General features: G+C 41.4%; 15 protein-coding genes. 5 read left to right on the top strand and 10 right to left on the bottom strand.

Annotated features, from left to right (window positions below; translation table 11 throughout):
• Positions 1-300: 300 nt before the first annotated feature.
• The 5 genes from IGJ45_RS08020 to IGJ45_RS08000 all read right to left on the bottom strand — a co-directional run bounded on the left by IGJ45_RS08020 (position 301) and on the right by IGJ45_RS08000 (position 9478).
• Positions 301-621: a winged helix-turn-helix transcriptional regulator gene (locus tag IGJ45_RS08020; protein WP_003126685.1), complete on the bottom strand. Its 321-nt coding sequence runs from the start codon at positions 619-621 to the stop codon at positions 301-303.
• 67 nt (positions 622-688) lie between these two features.
• A complete protein-coding gene (gene addA / locus IGJ45_RS08015; RefSeq protein WP_409531439.1) occupies positions 689-4369 on the bottom strand; it encodes a helicase-exonuclease AddAB subunit AddA in 3681 nt (1226 codons plus the stop codon).
• Positions 4362-7937, bottom strand: coding sequence for a PD-(D/E)XK nuclease family protein (locus IGJ45_RS08010; protein WP_409531440.1), 3576 nt, complete (start codon positions 7935-7937; stop codon positions 4362-4364). Before IGJ45_RS08010 ends, addA begins: the two co-directional genes overlap by 8 nt.
• Before the next feature lie 198 nt (positions 7938-8135).
• Positions 8136-8693 (bottom strand): signal peptidase I, encoded by a 558-nt coding sequence (gene lepB / locus IGJ45_RS08005; protein ID WP_003126688.1) that lies wholly within the window; start codon positions 8691-8693, stop codon positions 8136-8138.
• A gap of 293 nt (positions 8694-8986) precedes the next feature.
• Entirely contained in the window at positions 8987-9478 is a 492-nt protein-coding gene (locus IGJ45_RS08000) for a hypothetical protein (RefSeq protein ID WP_003126690.1), read from the bottom strand.
• A 140-nt stretch (positions 9479-9618) separates the two neighbouring features.
• Here IGJ45_RS08000 and IGJ45_RS07995 point away from each other — a divergent pair, with 140 nt between their 5' ends.
• Positions 9619-10152: an HdeD family acid-resistance protein gene (locus IGJ45_RS07995; protein ID WP_005473241.1), complete on the top strand. Its 534-nt coding sequence runs from the start codon at positions 9619-9621 to the stop codon at positions 10150-10152.
• A 131-nt stretch (positions 10153-10283) separates the two neighbouring features.
• Positions 10284-10724 (top strand): hypothetical protein, encoded by a 441-nt coding sequence (locus IGJ45_RS07990; RefSeq protein WP_005473243.1) that lies wholly within the window; start codon positions 10284-10286, stop codon positions 10722-10724.
• 67 nt (positions 10725-10791) lie between these two features.
• Here the strand turns inward: IGJ45_RS07990 and IGJ45_RS07985 are convergent, their stop codons facing one another.
• The gene (locus IGJ45_RS07985; protein ID WP_409531441.1) at positions 10792-12750 is read right to left on the bottom strand and encodes a heavy metal translocating P-type ATPase; all 1959 of its coding nucleotides are present in this window, start codon (positions 12748-12750) and stop codon (positions 10792-10794) included.
• A 248-nt stretch (positions 12751-12998) separates the two neighbouring features.
• Positions 12999-13424 carry a CsbD family protein gene (locus IGJ45_RS07980; RefSeq protein ID WP_071870114.1) on the bottom strand — a complete coding sequence of 142 codons (426 nt, stop codon included), beginning with the start codon at positions 13422-13424 and terminating at the stop codon, positions 12999-13001.
• Between the two features lie 514 nt (positions 13425-13938).
• Here IGJ45_RS07980 and IGJ45_RS07975 point away from each other — a divergent pair.
• The gene (locus tag IGJ45_RS07975) at positions 13939-14211 is read left to right on the top strand and encodes a hypothetical protein (RefSeq protein WP_003126697.1); all 273 of its coding nucleotides are present in this window, start codon (positions 13939-13941) and stop codon (positions 14209-14211) included.
• A 65-nt stretch (positions 14212-14276) separates the two neighbouring features.
• On the opposite strand, the gene IGJ45_RS07970 is transcribed toward IGJ45_RS07975, so the two are convergent.
• The 3 genes from IGJ45_RS07970 to IGJ45_RS07960 all read right to left on the bottom strand — a co-directional run bounded on the left by IGJ45_RS07970 (position 14277) and on the right by IGJ45_RS07960 (position 15780).
• Positions 14277-14636, bottom strand: coding sequence for a hypothetical protein (locus tag IGJ45_RS07970; RefSeq protein ID WP_005473249.1), 360 nt, complete (start codon positions 14634-14636; stop codon positions 14277-14279).
• Positions 14637-14831: 195 nt separating this feature from the next.
• The gene (locus IGJ45_RS07965) at positions 14832-15377 is read right to left on the bottom strand and encodes an ECF transporter S component (RefSeq protein ID WP_003126700.1); all 546 of its coding nucleotides are present in this window, start codon (positions 15375-15377) and stop codon (positions 14832-14834) included.
• Positions 15364-15780, bottom strand: a complete 417-nt coding sequence (locus IGJ45_RS07960) for a DUF4430 domain-containing protein (protein ID WP_438768666.1) — start codon at positions 15778-15780, stop codon at positions 15364-15366. Before IGJ45_RS07960 ends, IGJ45_RS07965 begins: the two co-directional genes overlap by 14 nt.
• 146 nt (positions 15781-15926) lie before the next feature.
• Here IGJ45_RS07960 and IGJ45_RS07955 point away from each other — a divergent pair, with 146 nt between their 5' ends.
• Entirely contained in the window at positions 15927-17318 is a 1392-nt protein-coding gene (locus IGJ45_RS07955) for a C69 family dipeptidase (protein WP_409531714.1), read from the top strand.
• A gap of 165 nt (positions 17319-17483) precedes the next feature.
• Complete coding sequence (locus IGJ45_RS07950) at positions 17484-17618, top strand: hypothetical protein (RefSeq protein ID WP_005473255.1); 135 nt, start codon at positions 17484-17486, stop codon at positions 17616-17618.
• Positions 17619-17706 lie beyond the last annotated feature (88 nt).

Raw genomic sequence — 17706 nt, 5'->3', positions numbered from 1 at the left:
TTTGTGAATAGCTGATAAGTCAAGACGAAAAAAAGACCCCGTTCCTAAAAAAGGAACGACGTCTCGTGTTACCATCCTCATTCGTGGACAAAGTCCACGCACTCACTTCTACTAACGACAGTAGGACTGCCGACTGATTCTTGTTCAGTAAGCTCCAGAAATGAAATTCATTTTTCGAATACAGAACTTGCTTTCAGTCTATGACAAGTCTCCCTTTCCTGTTTCAGCCAAACTACTAGTTTCCATCAACGCTTTTTAACTATTCGATTGACCTTAGTGTACCTAATTATTTGCCAGAAATCAACTGCATTCTTCTTCTCTGACCCAAGTTTCTGCCCAGCGCTTCACACTCATCATACTTTTTTCAAGTGCGACCCCTCTTGGTGTTAAACAGTAAAGATTGTCTTCTTTGCAGACGATTTCTTCACGTTCTAATTCTTTCAAGCGCTCCACCAATACCCGATCGCTCACTTGGGGGATTTTTTTGGCAAGATCCACAAACCGTTGTTTGCCATCTTCAAGAAGCACATCAATGATCAAGCCATTCCACTTTTTCCCTAGAATCGAAAAAGCTTTTTCAAATTTAGGACAAAGGGCGTAATCTGTTTCCACTTTTATCATTTTCTATCACCTCTTTGCATCATTATAGCACATCGCTTACGAATTGTAAGGAATCCCGTTCGAGGGCCTACCATTCGATTATTTTCTTAGCGGCTAGTAAAACCAGATATGTCTCAGTCACAGGTTTCTGCAAAGCTTGTTCTAACGCTTGGCAATACAGTTTTAGCTGTCCATAATACCGATCCCGCATGCGCTTTTCAATCTGTGCTTCACTGCCAAATACAGCATCCGTCTTAAAATCATACAAAATGATTCGATCTGGCAACTCCACATAGCCATCAATAATCCCGTGGATCAATAATTCGGCATCTGGTTCATCAAATCCTTCAAAAATAGTGGCAGCTTCTTTTAGCATTGAAAATGGCTGCTCCCGTTTTACCTGTGTTGCATACTTGATCAAAGTTTGCCCCACGGCTGTTTGATAGAACCACACGATGCTCCCTTGATCAATTTTGTCGGCAACATCTTTCGTAAAGAGCTGACGTTCAACCAATTCATCGATAAAAGCTGCTAAGGATGCTTCCGTCGGTACTTCAGTCAGCGGCAGCATTTGCATAACTAGATGCGTAGCACTCCCGATCGAAGCAGCTTGCGGTTTTTGTTCTTGTAAAAAACGCGGTTTAGCTAATTCAGTCTCAACATAACGAAAGCGCTGAGGTGCCAATTTTTGATCCGCGGAATGCCATTCCAGTAAAGTAATATCTTGATCGTCCGGATCATTATATAGACGTTTTAACTCTGAGACCGACTGATAGCTGGTGGTTTGAGTCGCTTTGCTGTAAGGATACTGATAGTCTAAACGGTTCAGCAATCTTTCTGGGGCTGTAGTACTTGGTGTCGGAGCCACAACTGCCTCTGTTGGCGGCTGCACCTGCAATTGCTGATCAATCTGATCCTGATTCCACCAATGGATCTGGAATCTTGCAGGGTGATGGATCGTCATTTTTCGTTCACTGGCATCAGTAAAAACCTGCTCCATCTCTGGATGACGAATCAATGTCAAACCGACCCAATCCATTAGACTGCCTCTTGCAACTAAACGTAAAGCCGGGTCAAGGACTGTCTGACTTTGTGTCAACCCCGCTTGCCAAGCTTTAAAGGCTGCCTGCCGATCCTTATAAGAACCAACTAAATACAGTTTCTGCTCGGCCCGTGTCAATGCTACGTATAGTTTACGCATTTCTTCAGAGAGGGCTTTTTTCAAACGAACTTGTTTGATGGCTTGAAAAGGAATCGTTTCATATTTGATATTTTCCGAAGCATCGATATATTGGATACCTGCGCCAAGTTGTTCTTCAAAAATATAACGCTGTTGAAAGTCTTGGTAATTGAAAAATTTCGTTGTATCCAATAAGAAAACAACGGGAAACTCCAACCCTTTACTAGCATGGACAGTCATGACCCGCACAGCATTTTCAGCTGGCGTCGCCAACGGTTCTGCCAAATCTTTATCTTTTTCTTGCATTTTTTCAATAAACCGGATGAATTGATACAATCCTCGGAAACTGCTTTTCTCATATTTCTCTGCTCGGTGGATCAATGCAATCAAATTGGCATAGCGCTGTTGCCCTGCTGGCAAGCCAACCACGTAATCCAAGTAAGCCGTTGTATCATAAATATCCCATAATAAATCAGGGATCGGCAGTCTGCGAGCTGCTTCCCGCCAACGATTCAATTCGCTTAAAAAATCATCCACTCGTTTGCTTAAAGCGGAAACAGTCCCCTTTTGGTTGTCTTGATAAGTCAAGACCGCTTTGTAAAACTCACTGGTACGATCCGCTAGCCGAATCTCTGCTAGTTCGTCTTCCGTTAGCCCTACCATAGGTGAACGGAGAACAGCCACTAATGGAATGTCCTGATAAGGATTATCAATGATTTGCAACAATGCGATCATTGTTTGGATCTCTGTTGCTTGAAAATAGTTCTGGGCATCATTGACTTCCAGAGGAATCCCGAATTTTTTGAAAACATCTAAGATGACCAAATTATTTTTGCGGGTAGGAGTCAGTAAAACGATATCCTGATAAGTGACTGGACGTTCTTCCCGTCTTTTTTTATCATAGATCATAAATTGGGATTGGATCAGTTCTTGAATTTTGATTGCGGTGACGTGAAGTTCTCCTTCCGTTTTGTCTTCAATCAAATTCGTAGTACTTTCAGCTTCTTTTTCATAGAGCAAAAGTTCCGGAATGAATGCGTCGCTTTCAGGAAAACTCGGAAATCCCGGAACTAAAGCCGCTGCGTCATCATAAGGGATCTGTCCAACTTGTTCGTCCATCAATTGTTGAAAAACCAAGTTCGTAAAATCAAGCACTTCGCGGCGCGAACGGAAATTTTCTGCTAAAACGATTCTTCGTCCCCCGTTTTGATGTTCAAATGCCAAATATTTTTCTATAAACAAAGTGGGGTCTGCTAAGCGAAATGAATAGATCGATTGTTTGACATCCCCTACCATGAACATGTTTCCATGGTCTCCTGAAACTTGCCGAACCCAATACAGAATCGCTTCTTGCAGTCGATTGATATCCTGATACTCATCCACGAGCACTTCTTCAAATTTATCGCGGTAATAAACAGAAGCATCGCTGCCTGTGCCATCACCCAATAAGATTTTCAACGTGAAATGTTCTAAATCATTGAAATCCAACAACCCTTTTGCTAGCTTGCGGGCTTGAAAAGCAGTCAAAAACTCTTTGGTCATCTCTGCCATAGTCGCAACGATCGGTTCAGATAGTTGCAGCATTTGCAGCATGTCTGCTGGTGGATAAGGAAAATATCCCTTGAGTTGTTCTAATAGTTTTTTGGCATCATCCCGCAACGGTTTGATTTCCTGTGAAAGTTCTTTTTGTTCTTCTTTCCGATAGCTTGGGTAGCGATCAAAGGTCAAATGAGTCAAGCGATCATATAAGACGGATAGATCGTCTGTTGCCAGAACTCGTTGAATTTCTTGGACTTGAGAAATCTCTGCTTGAACGAGTGCTGCTGCTTTTTCCATTAATGGTGACTGATCTGCAAATTGTTTGGCCGCTGCCAGCAAATGCTCTGCCGTTGCGGCAATTTCTACCAACGTCGGTTTGATTTGAGCCTGATAGAGGTGATTCTCCCCTAAATTGTCCGCGGCTTCATAATTTACCGCTAAACCGTCCAGCCACTTTTCTGGATCAGGGTTGGCGCGGGCAAAATCATAGAGTGACAAAATCAAATCACCAACCGTCTCATCGGAACGATCACTGGCGAAGTTTTCGGTTAATCGAAAGAAGGCTTCATCATTTGCTTCGTAGTGTGCATCTCGTAATTGTGTCCAGATTTCCTCTTTCAGCAGCAAAATCTCCGTTTCATCTGTCAGCATCCGAAATCCAGGATCCAAATCGATCAGATAATAAAAACGCCGAATGACCGTTAAACAAAAGGCATGTAGTGTTGAGATATTTGCGGTAGGTAATAATTGCAACTGCCGAACGAAATGTTGTCTTTTTTGCTCTTGGCTTTCTTGATTAATGGCCGTTTGCAGAGCTACTTGGATCCGTTCTTTCATTTCTCTTGCTGCTGCTTCGGTAAAGGTCACGATCAGCAATTCGTCGATCTGACTTCCTGCTTTTAATTTCTCGATCACACGTCGCACAAGGACGGTGGTCTTTCCTGATCCAGCTGAGGCAGAAACAAGGAGATTGTCTCCTTTATCAAAGATCGCTTGCCACTGAGTATCAGTAAATGTTTCATTTTGTGGTTTTAGAGGGATCTTAGTCATTCTCTTCCTCCTTTAATCGCTGTAAAACCTCTTCTTTCGATAAATTCTCTAGACGATGATAATTATTTTCTTGCAGCATCACATCGAAATCGCAAATACTGCGAAATGGGCAAAACTCACAGGCGCGCTTTTTGTCTTTCAGCTTATAAGACGGATTCAAGGCAATTTCGCCACTGAGAAGTTTCTCCGCACCTTGCTGCATATTTTTGCGGTTGTGCTGCCTCAACAAGCGAATCTCTTCTTCGGTGTAAAACTTGTTTTTGGCTTGTGGTGTCTTTTGGTACGTCCCGCTTTTGTCTTTGCGAATCGGAAAAACTGCCGAATTGCTGCTGTCTGACAATTCATGATCCAAAAGTGGAAACAATGAGGGTTCATCCAGAAACAACCCATCATATTTGAATTGCTTCAACCGTTCCTCTTCAGAGGATTTTTGACCATCTAAGACTGGATCATGGACATGTAAATAATAAGCCCCAGCCGGGCGCACATTTTCTGTACCAACTAGCTGCACAGCATCATTCAGCGCAACGTCTAAATAAGTGATCAACTGCATTGCTAAGCCATAGTAAGCTTCTGTCAAATCAAATTCACGACTGCTTGATTTGTAATCTACGACTGAAAGCCACTGCTCTTCTTCGGTTTTTGCTGCATCTACCCGATCGATTTTTCCTCGCACATGCAGTTTGCCCCCACTGCTTAAAGGCAGCTCGATGCCATTGATCCCTTGAGCGCCAGCGATCTGTCCAAACAGTACTTCGGTTTTTTGCGGTGAGAAGTGCATTTTTTGTCCTTGCTTCGTTAATGCCCAAGCTACTCGCTGAATCGTCTTACCTAGTTGATAACGAATAAAATTCATTCTGGCCGAACTGGACAATAATGTATAGCGGACTTCTCCAAAAATCTCTTGCAACACTTTTTCAACAAATTGGAGCCGTTGATCCATGGTCAACTGCGTCAATGAGATGTTCTCACTGATCAATACTTTGACAAAGCGATCGAGTGCATCATGGAAAAATTCACCAGTCATCGCTGAGTTAAGTCCATAGATTTCCCGCTCTTTCAAGCGTAGTCCATAACTGACAAAATATTTGTATTCACACTGGTAGAATGTCTCCAGTTGCGAGATCGAACTGTAGATGGATGGCCCATATAAAGCAACGGCTTTATCTTGAGACAACGGGACTGGAATGTTTTGATGGGTCTGGCTTTCAAATACTCTAAGGGCTAATTGCTTTTCAGACGAATGCAATAAAGCCTGTTTGAATCGTTGCCACTGTGCCGGCAAATTCTGTCGTTCTTTTCTTGCCTGCTGACTTAGATTATTCAACTGATAGATTAATCCCCGATACGTGCCGACGTAGGCTTCTGGATCACTGGTTAAAGATAAGATGCCCCGGTCTTGTAAAGAAACATCTAACCATTCAAGCAGACGAGCCAGATATGGGGACAATTTGATATTTTGCTGGGTATCAAAATTGCATGCATAAGACAAATAGAGTTTATCCGTGGAAGACAATAAGATCGCATAAAAAAGAAACGGCTCTTTGGCGCTACTTTCGATAATCGTATCGCGTAGATATTTTTCTCCCGCAAACAATTGATTGAGATGTTGTCTTTCTTCGTTAGTCAACAATGTTTTATTTTCGATCCTTCTTGGCAACACCGTCTCATTCAATCCTGGTACGAAAGTGATTTTTGCTTGCCGAGGTCGTACTAGATCAAAACGATTAATATTGACTTGATCGATTGCTGTCGGAATTTTCCCGAAAGTCAGATTCTCCAAACCCGTCATCAATACTTCTTCAAAGAGAGACTGTTCGAAAGGATCATCGCCATAAATAGCCACAAATTCATCTAAAAGATCGATCAAAGCTTGCCATGTTTGTTCATGGTTGCGAGCTTGCTCTAGTTTCCCTTGTGAGATTGCTTGATCTCGCCAATGAATCAATTGCTGTTCAACACCTGCTGAAAGTAAAAATTGGTATAAAACACCTGCAGCTTCCCGGTTCGTCTTTGTCTCTTGAATGTTTTTCAAGGAGCCAAAAATATCTTGACGGAAATAGCGGCGCAATTGATTCGTATAATCTGTCAATTCAGCGATGCCAGATGCGTTTTCTCCTGTCAATGTATAGTCCACTAAGAGCCAGTCTCTCTCACGGGTCCAATCTTTTCCTTGGAAGTTATGAGCCAGTGCTTGGTTTTCTGTAATGTCTACTAATTGTCGAAATGCATCCCGGGCAGCTAGCCAGTCTTCTTGTTGTTGGAATGCTTGTGGCAAATAAAGTTCCGTACGCAACAGTCGAAAAATGTCATTTAAACGAAAGCCATAATCTGCACAAGCAAAGAAGGCATTCAAGAATTCAACGAGCGGATGCTGAGCCATGAGTTGCTCTTCGTCAATATAAAACGGAATCTCATATTCTTTAAAAATCGTTGGAATATATTGATGGTAGATCTCTGGTTGCAGTGTCAAGACTTGAATGTCTCGATAACGCAGTTTTGCTCCTTTTTGCTCGCTGATCAATGCGCGGATTTTCGCAGCTATCTGCCGAACTTCTTCTTCAGGATTGCCAACTTTCCACATTTCTAGATACGGTGAAACTGGTTGCTGCTGCTGATAATGGAGCTGATTCTGGGTTTTACGCCAAAAGGATTCCACTTCATTGTATGCGGCAGCTTTCTCTAGTGTCACTTGCTGTGCTTCAGAAGGTGAAAGCTTTTGATCCAAATAAATGGCGACATTTTCCGTTCTAGCGTCAAGAAATAATTGATGGTAACTGCGGCCCGATTCATAGAACAAATCTAATGGTGAAGGTAATTCTTGGGGATATCCATGATCTAAAAGCAAATCGACAACGACGTGCCCTTGTTTCATCAATTCTTTTAATACACTCTGTTCTTGAGTTGAAAATGCTGAAAACCCACTGATGATAAATAATGATTCCGAAAGATCAGGCCGATCGTTCATTAATTCATTGGGTTTAGACCCTTGCTGCAGAAAACGTGTTAGTAGTGCCAGCGGTTGTTCCACTTGCAGTTCCCGGGTCACCATTTCTAATTCGAAACGCTGAAAGATCAATGCGAGTTCGGAAAACTTTAACGCATCCTCTCCGTTGCTCCTATTCATCGTTCCACCGAGATGCAGATCTTCGGTTGCGATATTACTTGTCTGCATTTCTTGATAAAGAGACAACAGTTGTTGAATAAACCCAGGTTTATTGATTTCTCCTCGAAAAAGAATCAACTCCTCTTCCAAATCGAGAAGTATTTTGCGAAGGATCATGGTTGCACCGGTATCTGTAATGGCCGTTTTTGACAACCAGCCAGTTTGTTGAAGATAGAACCAGGCCAGACGGTGAAAACTATAGACTTGAGCTCGAATCGAGGCAAAATCTCCAGTGCCTTGTTTTAGCGCCTGCAGAATCTCTCTTTCTCGTTCAAACTTATTGTAGTTAGGGACAAGAAAAAAGACTTCTGTTTGTGGCTTTTCCAACCAAGCGTTAGCTGCGTCCAAAATCGCTTGTTCGTGATCGCAGCGTCCATCGCCTAGTATAAATCGTAAACTCATACGAAGACTCCTTTACTTTTATCGTCGCTTCTATCGTAAGTAAAGATCAACTCCTGCATCTACCAAACCTGCTCATGAAAAATAACAGTTTTGATGCTCTCTATTGATCCGTTGACAATTTTTCTTTCATTGTCTTCATAACAAATAGTATAACAAATTTTCTTTTAAAAAAAAGCTCTGAGCGAGTCGGACTTCCGCTTACTCAGAGTGTTGATTCGGAATGCTTCCGAAATCTTTAAGGGGCCAAAAAATAAATTTGACATCTCCTAATACGGCTGACTGATCAATCAAACCAATGGTCCGGCTGTCTTTAGAGATTCGGCGATTGTCCCCTAACACCAACAATTTTCCTTCTGGAATTTGTTCAACACCGAAATCAGCCATCGTAAAGTCAGAAGTCAGTGGATAACCATCGGTTAATTTTGAACGAAAAGCAGAAAGATAAGGCTCTTCATATGCTGCCCCATTGATGAATAAAGTGTCTTCACGGTATTCCACCACATCACCAGGTAATCCGATCACACGCTTAATGTAGTTTTTTCCCACCTCATCAGGGGCTTCAAATGTGATGATATCAAACCGGCTGATTTGGGTGTTTTTCATAGCGATCACACGCTCCCCATCATGCAATGTTGGATCCATAGAATCTCCTTTAACGATCACAGGGGTGAAGACGTATTGTCGCAACGAAAACAGTAACAGCCCAAACAGAGCAACGAACAAAACGGTTTTGAGGACCTCTTTTATTTGTACCAACAGCATCGTCCTCCTTTGTATGTAAACCTATTCAATTAAAACAATAAAGTTGATACTCAATTCTACCATATTCCCTTTATTTAAGGGTAAGACCCTGTTCTTCTTAAACAAAAAATAGCAAAACGTTCGGTCAAAAACCTAGCTTGCTTCCTGTATTCGGCGTACTCGAATTTTGCCAAAAAAATCAACTGGATAGTCCATTCAAGTGAAAAATTGACCGGGTCTCTTTGCTTTTGCAGTCAAAGGGGCCCGGCCAATTGATTCTCTCAATTTATATGATCGCTTAAAGAAATTTAATGCCCTTTTGGCTCTTGATCAACTAGAATATCGATCGGTGTTCCTTCATTTAGATGCTCCGTCAAAAACAGGACCAATTCTTCCATTGGACGCTCGAATTTCAACAGTGGTCCTCGCATCCCTCTTCGGAAGAAATTCATTTTGATCCATTGGTCCTTGCTCTCCTGATACAGTACCACCCGATCCACTTCCTGATACAAGATCCCGCGAATATTTAGTGGATGAATAATGAATCGATCTTCAGCTAACCCTCTGCTATCAAAAACAAAACTTAAGAAAAGCAATCCAGATACGACCCCTCGCAAGCGGTTCTCAAAGGTTTCTTCCATAAAAAACATTGCTATAATGACCACCAATGAAAAGAAAGCAATTGCTGCTTTTCCGCCTTTACGGCTGGCTGCAACAATTTGTATGTCTTTGCGGACGACAGCGAGAAACAAATACAAGACGACCGTGAACAGACACATTAAAAGCGTTAATACACTCATAGTTTTCTCCATTCTTTGTTGTTTCATCTATCTTACCAAATAATTTGCTGCTTCAAAAGCAGAATTATCCTACAACGCGTTTCTATTTTCTATTTTGAAAGAAATCCGCTACAATAGTAAAAAAAGGAGGAACTGAACTTATGAATACTTTTTTCGAGAAAATCCAACGATACGATTTATTACGAGCGATTTTATTTTTGATTGCTGGATTGATTATTTTGATTGCTCCTCGCAGTGTCTTTAATACGATTGTCTATTTAGTTGCCGGATATGTTGCCTGCCTTGGGGTGATCAATCTCTATTCCAGTTACAAAGAAAAACGGCAAACCGGCTATGTGAATATGCAGATGACAACGGGGATCCTGCTTTTGATTGCCGCCGCAGCTATTCTCGTTTTTGCAAAGGGACTATTATCGATCGTACCATTCTTTTTGGGAATCATGATCACGATCAGTGGCTGTACGCGTTTGATGGCAAGCTTTAATCAAAAACGCAATGGCTTACCATTTATCACTGGTTTGCTTTTCAGTTTATTCGTGATTGTGGCAGGTATCATTCTTGTTTTCAATCCGTTTCAAACGTGGCTTTTGTTCTTCCAAATTTTTGGCGGAGTCTTGATTTTTATGGGGATCTCGGATTTAATCAATCATTTTCAAAGAAAACGTAGTTATTAAGATGAGAATGCGCTAAAAGAACAATTCTTTTGACATCTTCATGTAGACTTTTTGTTGCTTTGCTTTTACAATAGACTGTATCAACGAGTAATGATCAGTAAAAACGGAGCAAAAAACGCAGGAGGTACGACATGAAAAAAATCAAACAAGAAACAAAACATCCCAATGACGTCCCTGTGATTTTTTTGTATGATGATTTGGGAAATATCCAAAAAAAAATTTCAATCAACGAATGGCGGGATTTAAAAGCAAATTCCCAAAAAATCGAAGAATTTGAAATCAAGTTATACCGGGAAGCGATCACTTATTATACGCAAGAAGCGTATATGCAGGCAGCAGATCTATTGAAGTTTTTGATCAGCCAGACGGACTACACCCATTATGAATATGTGGAACGCTTAGCCAATATCTATCGAATCCAAGAAGATTTGATGCAAGAAAAACAATTGTTGCTAGCGGCTCGCTCTTCTATCCGGAATCTCGAGTTTTCAGAAGGCATCATCAAACGAATCGATCAGCGCTTAGCAAAAATCGACCAATTTCCTCGCTCTTCTGCAGCGTACAATCAATGACATTGTTTAATAAAAAAGCGAACGCTTATGCTGGATGGCCATTAAATCAGCATAAGCGTTTTTTTGATTATTTTTTTGATGTATGGGCGACTGTCTCACTCATTGGTGCAAGCATGCGCAAGCTGTTGAATAAAACGAGTAATGTACTGCCTTCATGAGCAAAGACGCCTAACCCAATATTCATTTTGCCTAGCAAATTCAATACGATCAGTAATGCCACAATAAACATAGAGAAGAAAATATTTTGCCAAATAATCCGATCTAGTTTTTTTGCGGTCTTTAGTGCGTAGGTAAAGCGTGTTAGATCATTTTTCATGATCACCGCATCCCCCACTTCAATTGCAACATCCGATCCCTCTCCCATAGCAAAACCGATATCGGCCTGTACCAATGCAGGCGCATCATTGATACCATCTCCAACCATGACTGTCTGACCGTATTCACTTTGCAACTGCTGGATAATCTGAGCCTTATTTTCTGGCAGAACATTTGCAGCAACTTGATCTACTCCAAGCTGATCACCAATCGCTTGTCCAGCTGCTTGACTGTCTCCTGTGATCATGACTGTTCGAATACCAGATTGCTGCAGTTCATCTATGACCGCTTTAGATTGAGGATTCGGTAAGTCCATCAATGCGATCAGTCCAACTGGCTGATCATCCACCGAAAAAACAACCACCGTTTTGCCTGATTGTTCCAAGGTTTCTCGTTGCTCAGCAAATGATGAATGCGCAAACGTCGCCGCTGGCTTGCCAATTCGATAGGTTTTTCCCTCAACTACAGCCGTCAGACCGGAACCAATTTGGTTGTTAACGGAAAGTTCTAATGGTTGTGCCTTTTCTTGTTTCTCAAAATGCTCTACGATGGCAGCCGCTAATGGGTGATTCGCTTGCTTTTCCATGGCCAAGATCAGCGATACCCACTCTTGACGGTGCGCTTCAGTTGTTTCTTCAGCAAAGAAAACATCGGTCACTTGTGGTTGACCAATCGTTAATGTGCCAGTTTTGTCAAAGGCGGCTACTTTTGTTTGTCCCATATTTGCAAGATAAGAACTGCCTTTAAATAAGATGCCCCGTTTTGCTAAGTTTGAGATAGCAGACAAGCTAGCAGGTACTGCACTAGCGGCTAATGCACAGGGCGAAGCAGAGATCATCATCACTAGTCCCCGGTAAAAACTGGTTGACCAATCCCAACCAAAAAGAAAGGGTGCTGTCAAAATAAATAAGGGTACCAAAATCAAGACCGTTGTCACATAAAGCGGCTCGATTTTTTTGATGCGGGTTTCTGTTTTTGATTGATTGTTTTGTGCCGATTCCACAACAGAGAGTATTTTAGCAAAAACTGTCTCACTGCTGTCTTTTGTCACTTCCATCATAAAAGTGCCGTTACCGTTGATCGTACTTCCGAAAACTTCATCCCCAACAGTTTTTTCACGGGGAACACTTTCACCGTTGATGGAGGCTTCGTTGATGCTGCTGATTCCCGAGAGGATTTTACCGTCTGTTGCGATTTGGTCCCCTGGTAAAACTTGCAGCCTATCCCCTTTTTTGACTTGCTCTGCTGCAATTTTCTCAATGCTGCCATCTGCCTTAACCAGACGGGCTTCTGTCGGATTCAACTTCAAGAGATTCGTGATTTCTTTGCGGCTTTGGCCCTCTGCATACTCTTCCAAAAAGTGAGCCCCGGCAAAAATCAGAATCAGCAAGGCAGCTTCATTGAAGTTGCCGATCAATACTGAACCAAAGGCAGCCAATGTCATTAATAAATGAACATTCGGTTTAAAGTGTCTGCTTTTGCGGGTATCTTTGATGGTGTCTTCGATCCCTTCCCAAATAATATGATACCCTGCTAAAAGAATAGCGGCAGTGTATAATAAATCTTTAACGACCAATTGCGGTACCAATAAAGCAGCAATAAAAAGAATAACTCCTACTAAATAATTGCGTAACGGGGCGTTGCCATGGGAATGGCTTGCCTCTGCTGCATGGGTGTGTGGTGTTGAATGATTGCAAGAGTGGGTAGACATAAGAAAAGCCTCCTTCAAAGTTAGTGCATCATTTGCTTACAAATGAATATATGTTCATATCTACATTTTTATTATATATGAACGTACATTCATGTGTCAAGCATCAATTACTACTTTTGTCAGCGATCCCATCATTGCACACCGATCCTTCGTTCTTGTCGCTCTTCAGGTGACAGGATCATTGTTTTTGTTTGCAAAAAAAGCCACAAAAAAAAGACAGGCCCTCTGTGCCTGTCTCTCACTTCATCCTATTTTTGGTCGAATTTATCTTTGACATCTTGTGCCATTGACTCAGATTTGTCTTTAAGATCTGCAATGATTTCTTTAGAATGCCCTGCTGCTTGATCAACAAAGCCTTCTGCTTTTTTTGTCGGATCATCCGTGATATCGCCTGCTGCCTCTTTGGCTTTACCAGCCACCTTGTCTGGAGTTCCAACCCCAATGGCAGAGGTCACAGAATTTTTCAAGTCCATTAGTACTTCTTTAGAAGCACCGACAACTTGATCCAATGTTCCTTCTGCTTGCATTTTTTCGTTGCCAACGACATTTCCCGCAACTTCTTTTGCTTTGCCTTTAACAGAATCTTTGTTGACAGTCATCTTCTGCATTTTATTATAAACTGCCAGACCAAAAGCCGCGCCAATCAAACCTACTACGAATCCAGATTTTTTCATATGTGTCTCCTCCAATTCTTTTATAGTTATTATTTTAACAGAAATCTGCTGAAATGCCTGTTTTCAAGCTTGCAGTCCTCGTTCTTTTACAGGTGCCATTTCCTCTAGAAGAACGTATTTCTGCTTAACTCCCTTTCTCTAAGCTACTTCAAACAAAAAGTTGCCTTTTTTAAACGTTAAGAAATGATATGTTTTCGCACGCTTTCTCTTTAAGTGCCATCAAAAATCCTTGTTTATTCGTGTGCTTCTTATTTATTCATTCTTTGTGTTCATTCCTTTTGTCTCGCCGTTTCAGATCTCTTTATTCTGTCTTTTTTTCTGTATCTTTTTTTCTGTGTCTTTTTTCTGTAAAAACTTTCTGCCATTCAATCGTGTAGTGATTCCTCTTCACCAGTTGTTTTATTCCGTGATTTGCGTTGCTAGGTGTTTTCCAGAATTGCCTTTCCTAGATAAATCGGGTAACATAGAAAAGAAGAATATTCGAGAATTTATTTTTCTCAGAAAGGATCGAATAATGAATGAAACACATGTAGGATTGTTAGTCAACAGTCGTGTTTTTCAAGAAACTCCGATGATGCTGACTGGAATCCAATTATTAGAAGACCATAAAATCATCAACTGTATTATTAAAGACCGTTACCTTTCTAGTTACGTTTTACGCTTACCTCTCAACAAGTACCAGCTAGAAGTCGAAGGCAAATGGAACAAACGTGAACAGTTAGTGATCAAACATATGAAAATCAAAAATATCGATGAATACATCAAAATTGTGGGAACCCCAGAATAAACGAACGGATCAATCCGCCAGCTTGGCGTTTGATCCGTTTTTGATTTTTCCTCTAAAATAAGTAGTCAGCTCGCCATCCGGGTAAACGTATCGATCAACTGTTGCTGCTCTTCTTTGATTCCGATCGCCATCGGTTTAATCAAAACCTTGATAGTTTTAGAAGGCGTCTGGATCAACACTTTTTTGTTCATGACACCAGTAATTTTCAATGTGGTGATCTCATGGATCAGCACGGTTTCCATGGCTTTTTGTTCAAAGTTCAAATCCAATTGAATCAAACTAATTTTTTCTTCATCAACGATTACGATATAATACTTTGGCAAAGGAATCGCCATTACTTTAGCTTCTTCAGCATAGCCAGCCAGTTTCCCATTGAATCTCGTCCGATATGCTTCTAGATCTTCTTTTTTTACGATCCACTTCATTGAAACCGCTCCCTTTCCAGTATAGGTTAAGAATACCCGATTTTGTAAGAGAACAACACAATTATGCTTGTAGCAGTATCTACAAGGAGAATCTTGCCAGATATCGATATAAAAACCAGTGTCATTGATCATTCTTTGAGACAGATCAATGACACTGGCAATGAATGCAATAAAGCGCTGAATCAGCAGATTGCACTAATGAATGAGCTTTTTAGCTGGATAATAACGGTGAAAAAGTCGTCGAAATATTGGCGCAAGTAGTCCATAAAAGAAGCCATTTCCAACAGCATGCAGCGTATCAAAACTTATTCCTTGCAGATAATAGCCCCAAAAGCTTGGTAAGCCTAGCAGATACACGCTGAGTAAGGAAACCACAAACCCATAAAGGAACCCTGCTAAAATACTAAAAATCACTTGCAAGATCAAGGAACGTTTAACGATGGGAACATGTCTTAATCCGCTCATCATGAGGATCACAACTGTATAACTTACTGCCTGAGCAATCGTCCAAATTCCCATCCCCATGTAAAAATTCGTAATCAAAAGGGATAGCAATGCGACGATCAGTCCTCTGACACAGCCTAAATAAAGAGCCACCAATAAGAAAATAGCGGTCATTGGTTGTACATTTGGCAGTGGTTGAAACAATGTACGCCCCACCACTGATGCTGCTACTAGCAAAGCAAGATAAGCAATCTCTTGCACGGAAAAAGACATTTTTGTCGGTTTAAAATTTCTCATAGGTAAAAACGACTCGATCCTTTTCGGTAAGAGATGTATCTTTTGCGCCGGTATTGACCATCTCGTCATTGATCGTATAGGTCCAATAATAACCAGCCGCTTCATCTTGCGCCAATCCTTCAATACTGGAGATCATGCCTTTGTCTTCCACTAAATCAAAATTTTCCTTCATTATCTCCATTAAAGAGGTTCCTTCTTTGAATGACACCGTTTTGGCTGGTATTTGTTCAGGCTGCGCATCTGTCTTGTTCACAAATGAGATCTCAGCCGTTTGTTGCTTAACCACCGAGCTAGCTGTAGCTTGATTGCTGCCAGTCGTTGTTGTCTGGGTAGTAGCTTCAGAACAGCCGCTCAACCCAATCCCTGCCAGCCACAGCAAACTAAAAATAACGATTCGTTTCATTTTCTTCACTCCTTCTTTCCTATTTTACTAAAAGTCACACAGAAAGCGAACTAATTTTTAGTCGAAAGTTGATTGTCAATTTGTCTTTTACTCGCTATACTATGTTCAATTATCAACAAAATAATCTGAAGATCGGAGTTTTGTCAATGACACGCAAATCAGCTTCTTGTACAACCATGCTGGTAGGCAAAAACGCATCACTCGATGGCTCGACCCTCATTGCTCGCAATGAAGATGCCGGGGCAGTGTCCCTACCACAAAAATTTGTCGTAATCCAACCTGAACAACAGCCTGCTACGTTCCATGCTGTTTTAAGCGGGTGCAGTATTCCTTTACCGAAAGATCCCCTAAGGTATACTTCTACGCCTGAGGCAGATGAATCTCAAGGAGTCTGGGCTGCTTCAGGAATCAACAGCGCCAATGTCGCCATGACCGCCACAGAAACGATCACTACCAATGCGAGAGTTTTAGCTATCGATCCTTTGGTAAAAGAAGGCATTGGAGAAGCAGATTTTGTCAGTATCGTGCTTCCCTATATCCGTTCTGCTCGAGAAGGAGTCTTACGCTTAGGCGAGTTACTAGAAACTTATGGTACCTATGAGTCTAATGGTTTGGCTTTTGCCGATCGAGAAGAAATCTGGTATATGGAAACGATTGGCGGACATCATTGGGCAGCGATCCGAATTCCTGATGATGCTTATGTGATCGCCCCGAATCGAATGAATATCGCTACCTTCGATTTTGATTCTCAAGATACTTTATTTTCCGACGATTTACCTGATATGATTGTCAGCAATCACTTAAATCCAGACTTTGAAGGAATCAATTTACGTCATATTTTCGGCAGTGCAACAGAAAAAGATACTCGTTATAACAACCCTAGAGCTTGGTATATCCAAAAACAGTTCAGCGAAACCGCGTCGGATCCGCTTGACCAAGATCTACCTTTCATCTGTCTTCCGAAAAAGAAAATCAGCGTGATGGATGTAAAGTGGGCGTTGAGCAGTCATTTTCAAAATACCCCTTATGATCCGTACGGGAATGGAACGGCTAGTGAGAGAACTCGCTTTCGTTCGATTGCTCTCAATCGCAATCAGCAAGTGCATATTCTCCAAGTGCGCAGTCACGTACCAGATGAAATTGCAGGCGTTCACTGGTTAGCTTTTGGTCCCAATACCTTCAATGGAGTGGTCCCTTTTTACAGCAATGTGAATGAGACCCCGAAAGGTTATTGTGATACCACCACTACTTACGATCCGGGAAATAGCTATTGGTTGACTAAAACATTAGCACTGATCGGGGATCAAGACTATGATCTATACAGCGATCTAGCAGAACGGTTTGAACAAACAATCATGGCAAATTGTTTAGCGATTCAACAGAAGACCGATCAGACAATCCCATTAACAAATCAGTTATTGGAAGAAGCCAACCGTGAAATGGCCCAGCTTTACTTATCACATGCCACTCAATTACTAGGAGAAATGGTGGAAAGAGGCAATACCAAAATGAAACTGCGTTTTTCTTTGACAGATTGATTCTCCTTTAACCGATTATTTACATGAAATTGACTAGAACTCAATATCTTGCCTGTATACTATAGCTACCAATTAATTTTCTTTTTGCTTTGCAGCACGGCTTTTTCTCTACTGTCGTGCTGCCCCCTTCTGAAAATAATTGGAATCTACCTTGGAGGTATCGAAATGAATAAAGAAGAATTTCGCACAGTCACCAATGAGGTCGTACAAGGAATCGTCATCGTCAAGAATGACAATCAAAATGTCTGGATCATTCAAGACAAAGAAGGCTATTTCCACGTAGTAAGCAAAACGGCGTAAATCACTCACTGAATCCTATCAAAAAGAACCCGTGCTGCGAAAAGTTATCTTTTCGTTTACCACAGGTTCTTTTTAACTAGCAGTGTCT

Origin of the sequence: Enterococcus sp. DIV0574 (assembly GCF_051711125.1) — a bacterium.
Taxonomy (GTDB): domain Bacteria; phylum Bacillota; class Bacilli; order Lactobacillales; family Enterococcaceae; genus Enterococcus_D; species Enterococcus_D gallinarum.
Note: the sequence above shows the minus strand (reverse complement) of the source record. Positions and strands in the feature narration are given on the sequence as shown.

Bases quoted from the DNA above. Each gene is read 5' to 3' on its own strand.
- IGJ45_RS08020 (WP_003126685.1), bottom strand. From the start codon at position 621: ATGATAAAAGTGGAAACAGATTACGCCCTTTGTCCTAAATTTGAAAAA.
- addA (WP_409531439.1), bottom strand. From the start codon at position 4,369: ATGACTAAGATCCCTCTAAAACCACAAAATGAAACATTTACTGATACT.
- IGJ45_RS08010 (WP_409531440.1), bottom strand. From the start codon at position 7,937: ATGAGTTTACGATTTATACTAGGCGATGGACGCTGCGATCACGAACAA.
- IGJ45_RS08000 (WP_003126690.1), bottom strand. From the start codon at position 9,478: ATGAGTGTATTAACGCTTTTAATGTGTCTGTTCACGGTCGTCTTGTAT.
- IGJ45_RS07995 (WP_005473241.1), top strand. From the start codon at position 9,619: ATGAATACTTTTTTCGAGAAAATCCAACGATACGATTTATTACGAGCG.
- IGJ45_RS07990 (WP_005473243.1), top strand. From the start codon at position 10,284: ATGAAAAAAATCAAACAAGAAACAAAACATCCCAATGACGTCCCTGTG.
- IGJ45_RS07985 (WP_409531441.1), bottom strand. From the start codon at position 12,750: ATGTCTACCCACTCTTGCAATCATTCAACACCACACACCCATGCAGCA.
- IGJ45_RS07980 (WP_071870114.1), bottom strand. From the start codon at position 13,424: ATGAAAAAATCTGGATTCGTAGTAGGTTTGATTGGCGCGGCTTTTGGT.
- IGJ45_RS07975 (WP_003126697.1), top strand. From the start codon at position 13,939: ATGAATGAAACACATGTAGGATTGTTAGTCAACAGTCGTGTTTTTCAA.
- IGJ45_RS07970 (WP_005473249.1), bottom strand. From the start codon at position 14,636: ATGAAGTGGATCGTAAAAAAAGAAGATCTAGAAGCATATCGGACGAGA.
- IGJ45_RS07965 (WP_003126700.1), bottom strand. From the start codon at position 15,377: ATGAGAAATTTTAAACCGACAAAAATGTCTTTTTCCGTGCAAGAGATT.
- IGJ45_RS07960 (WP_438768666.1), bottom strand. From the start codon at position 15,780: ATGAAACGAATCGTTATTTTTAGTTTGCTGTGGCTGGCAGGGATTGGG.
- IGJ45_RS07955 (WP_409531714.1), top strand. From the start codon at position 15,927: ATGACACGCAAATCAGCTTCTTGTACAACCATGCTGGTAGGCAAAAAC.
- IGJ45_RS07950 (WP_005473255.1), top strand. From the start codon at position 17,484: ATGAATAAAGAAGAATTTCGCACAGTCACCAATGAGGTCGTACAAGGA.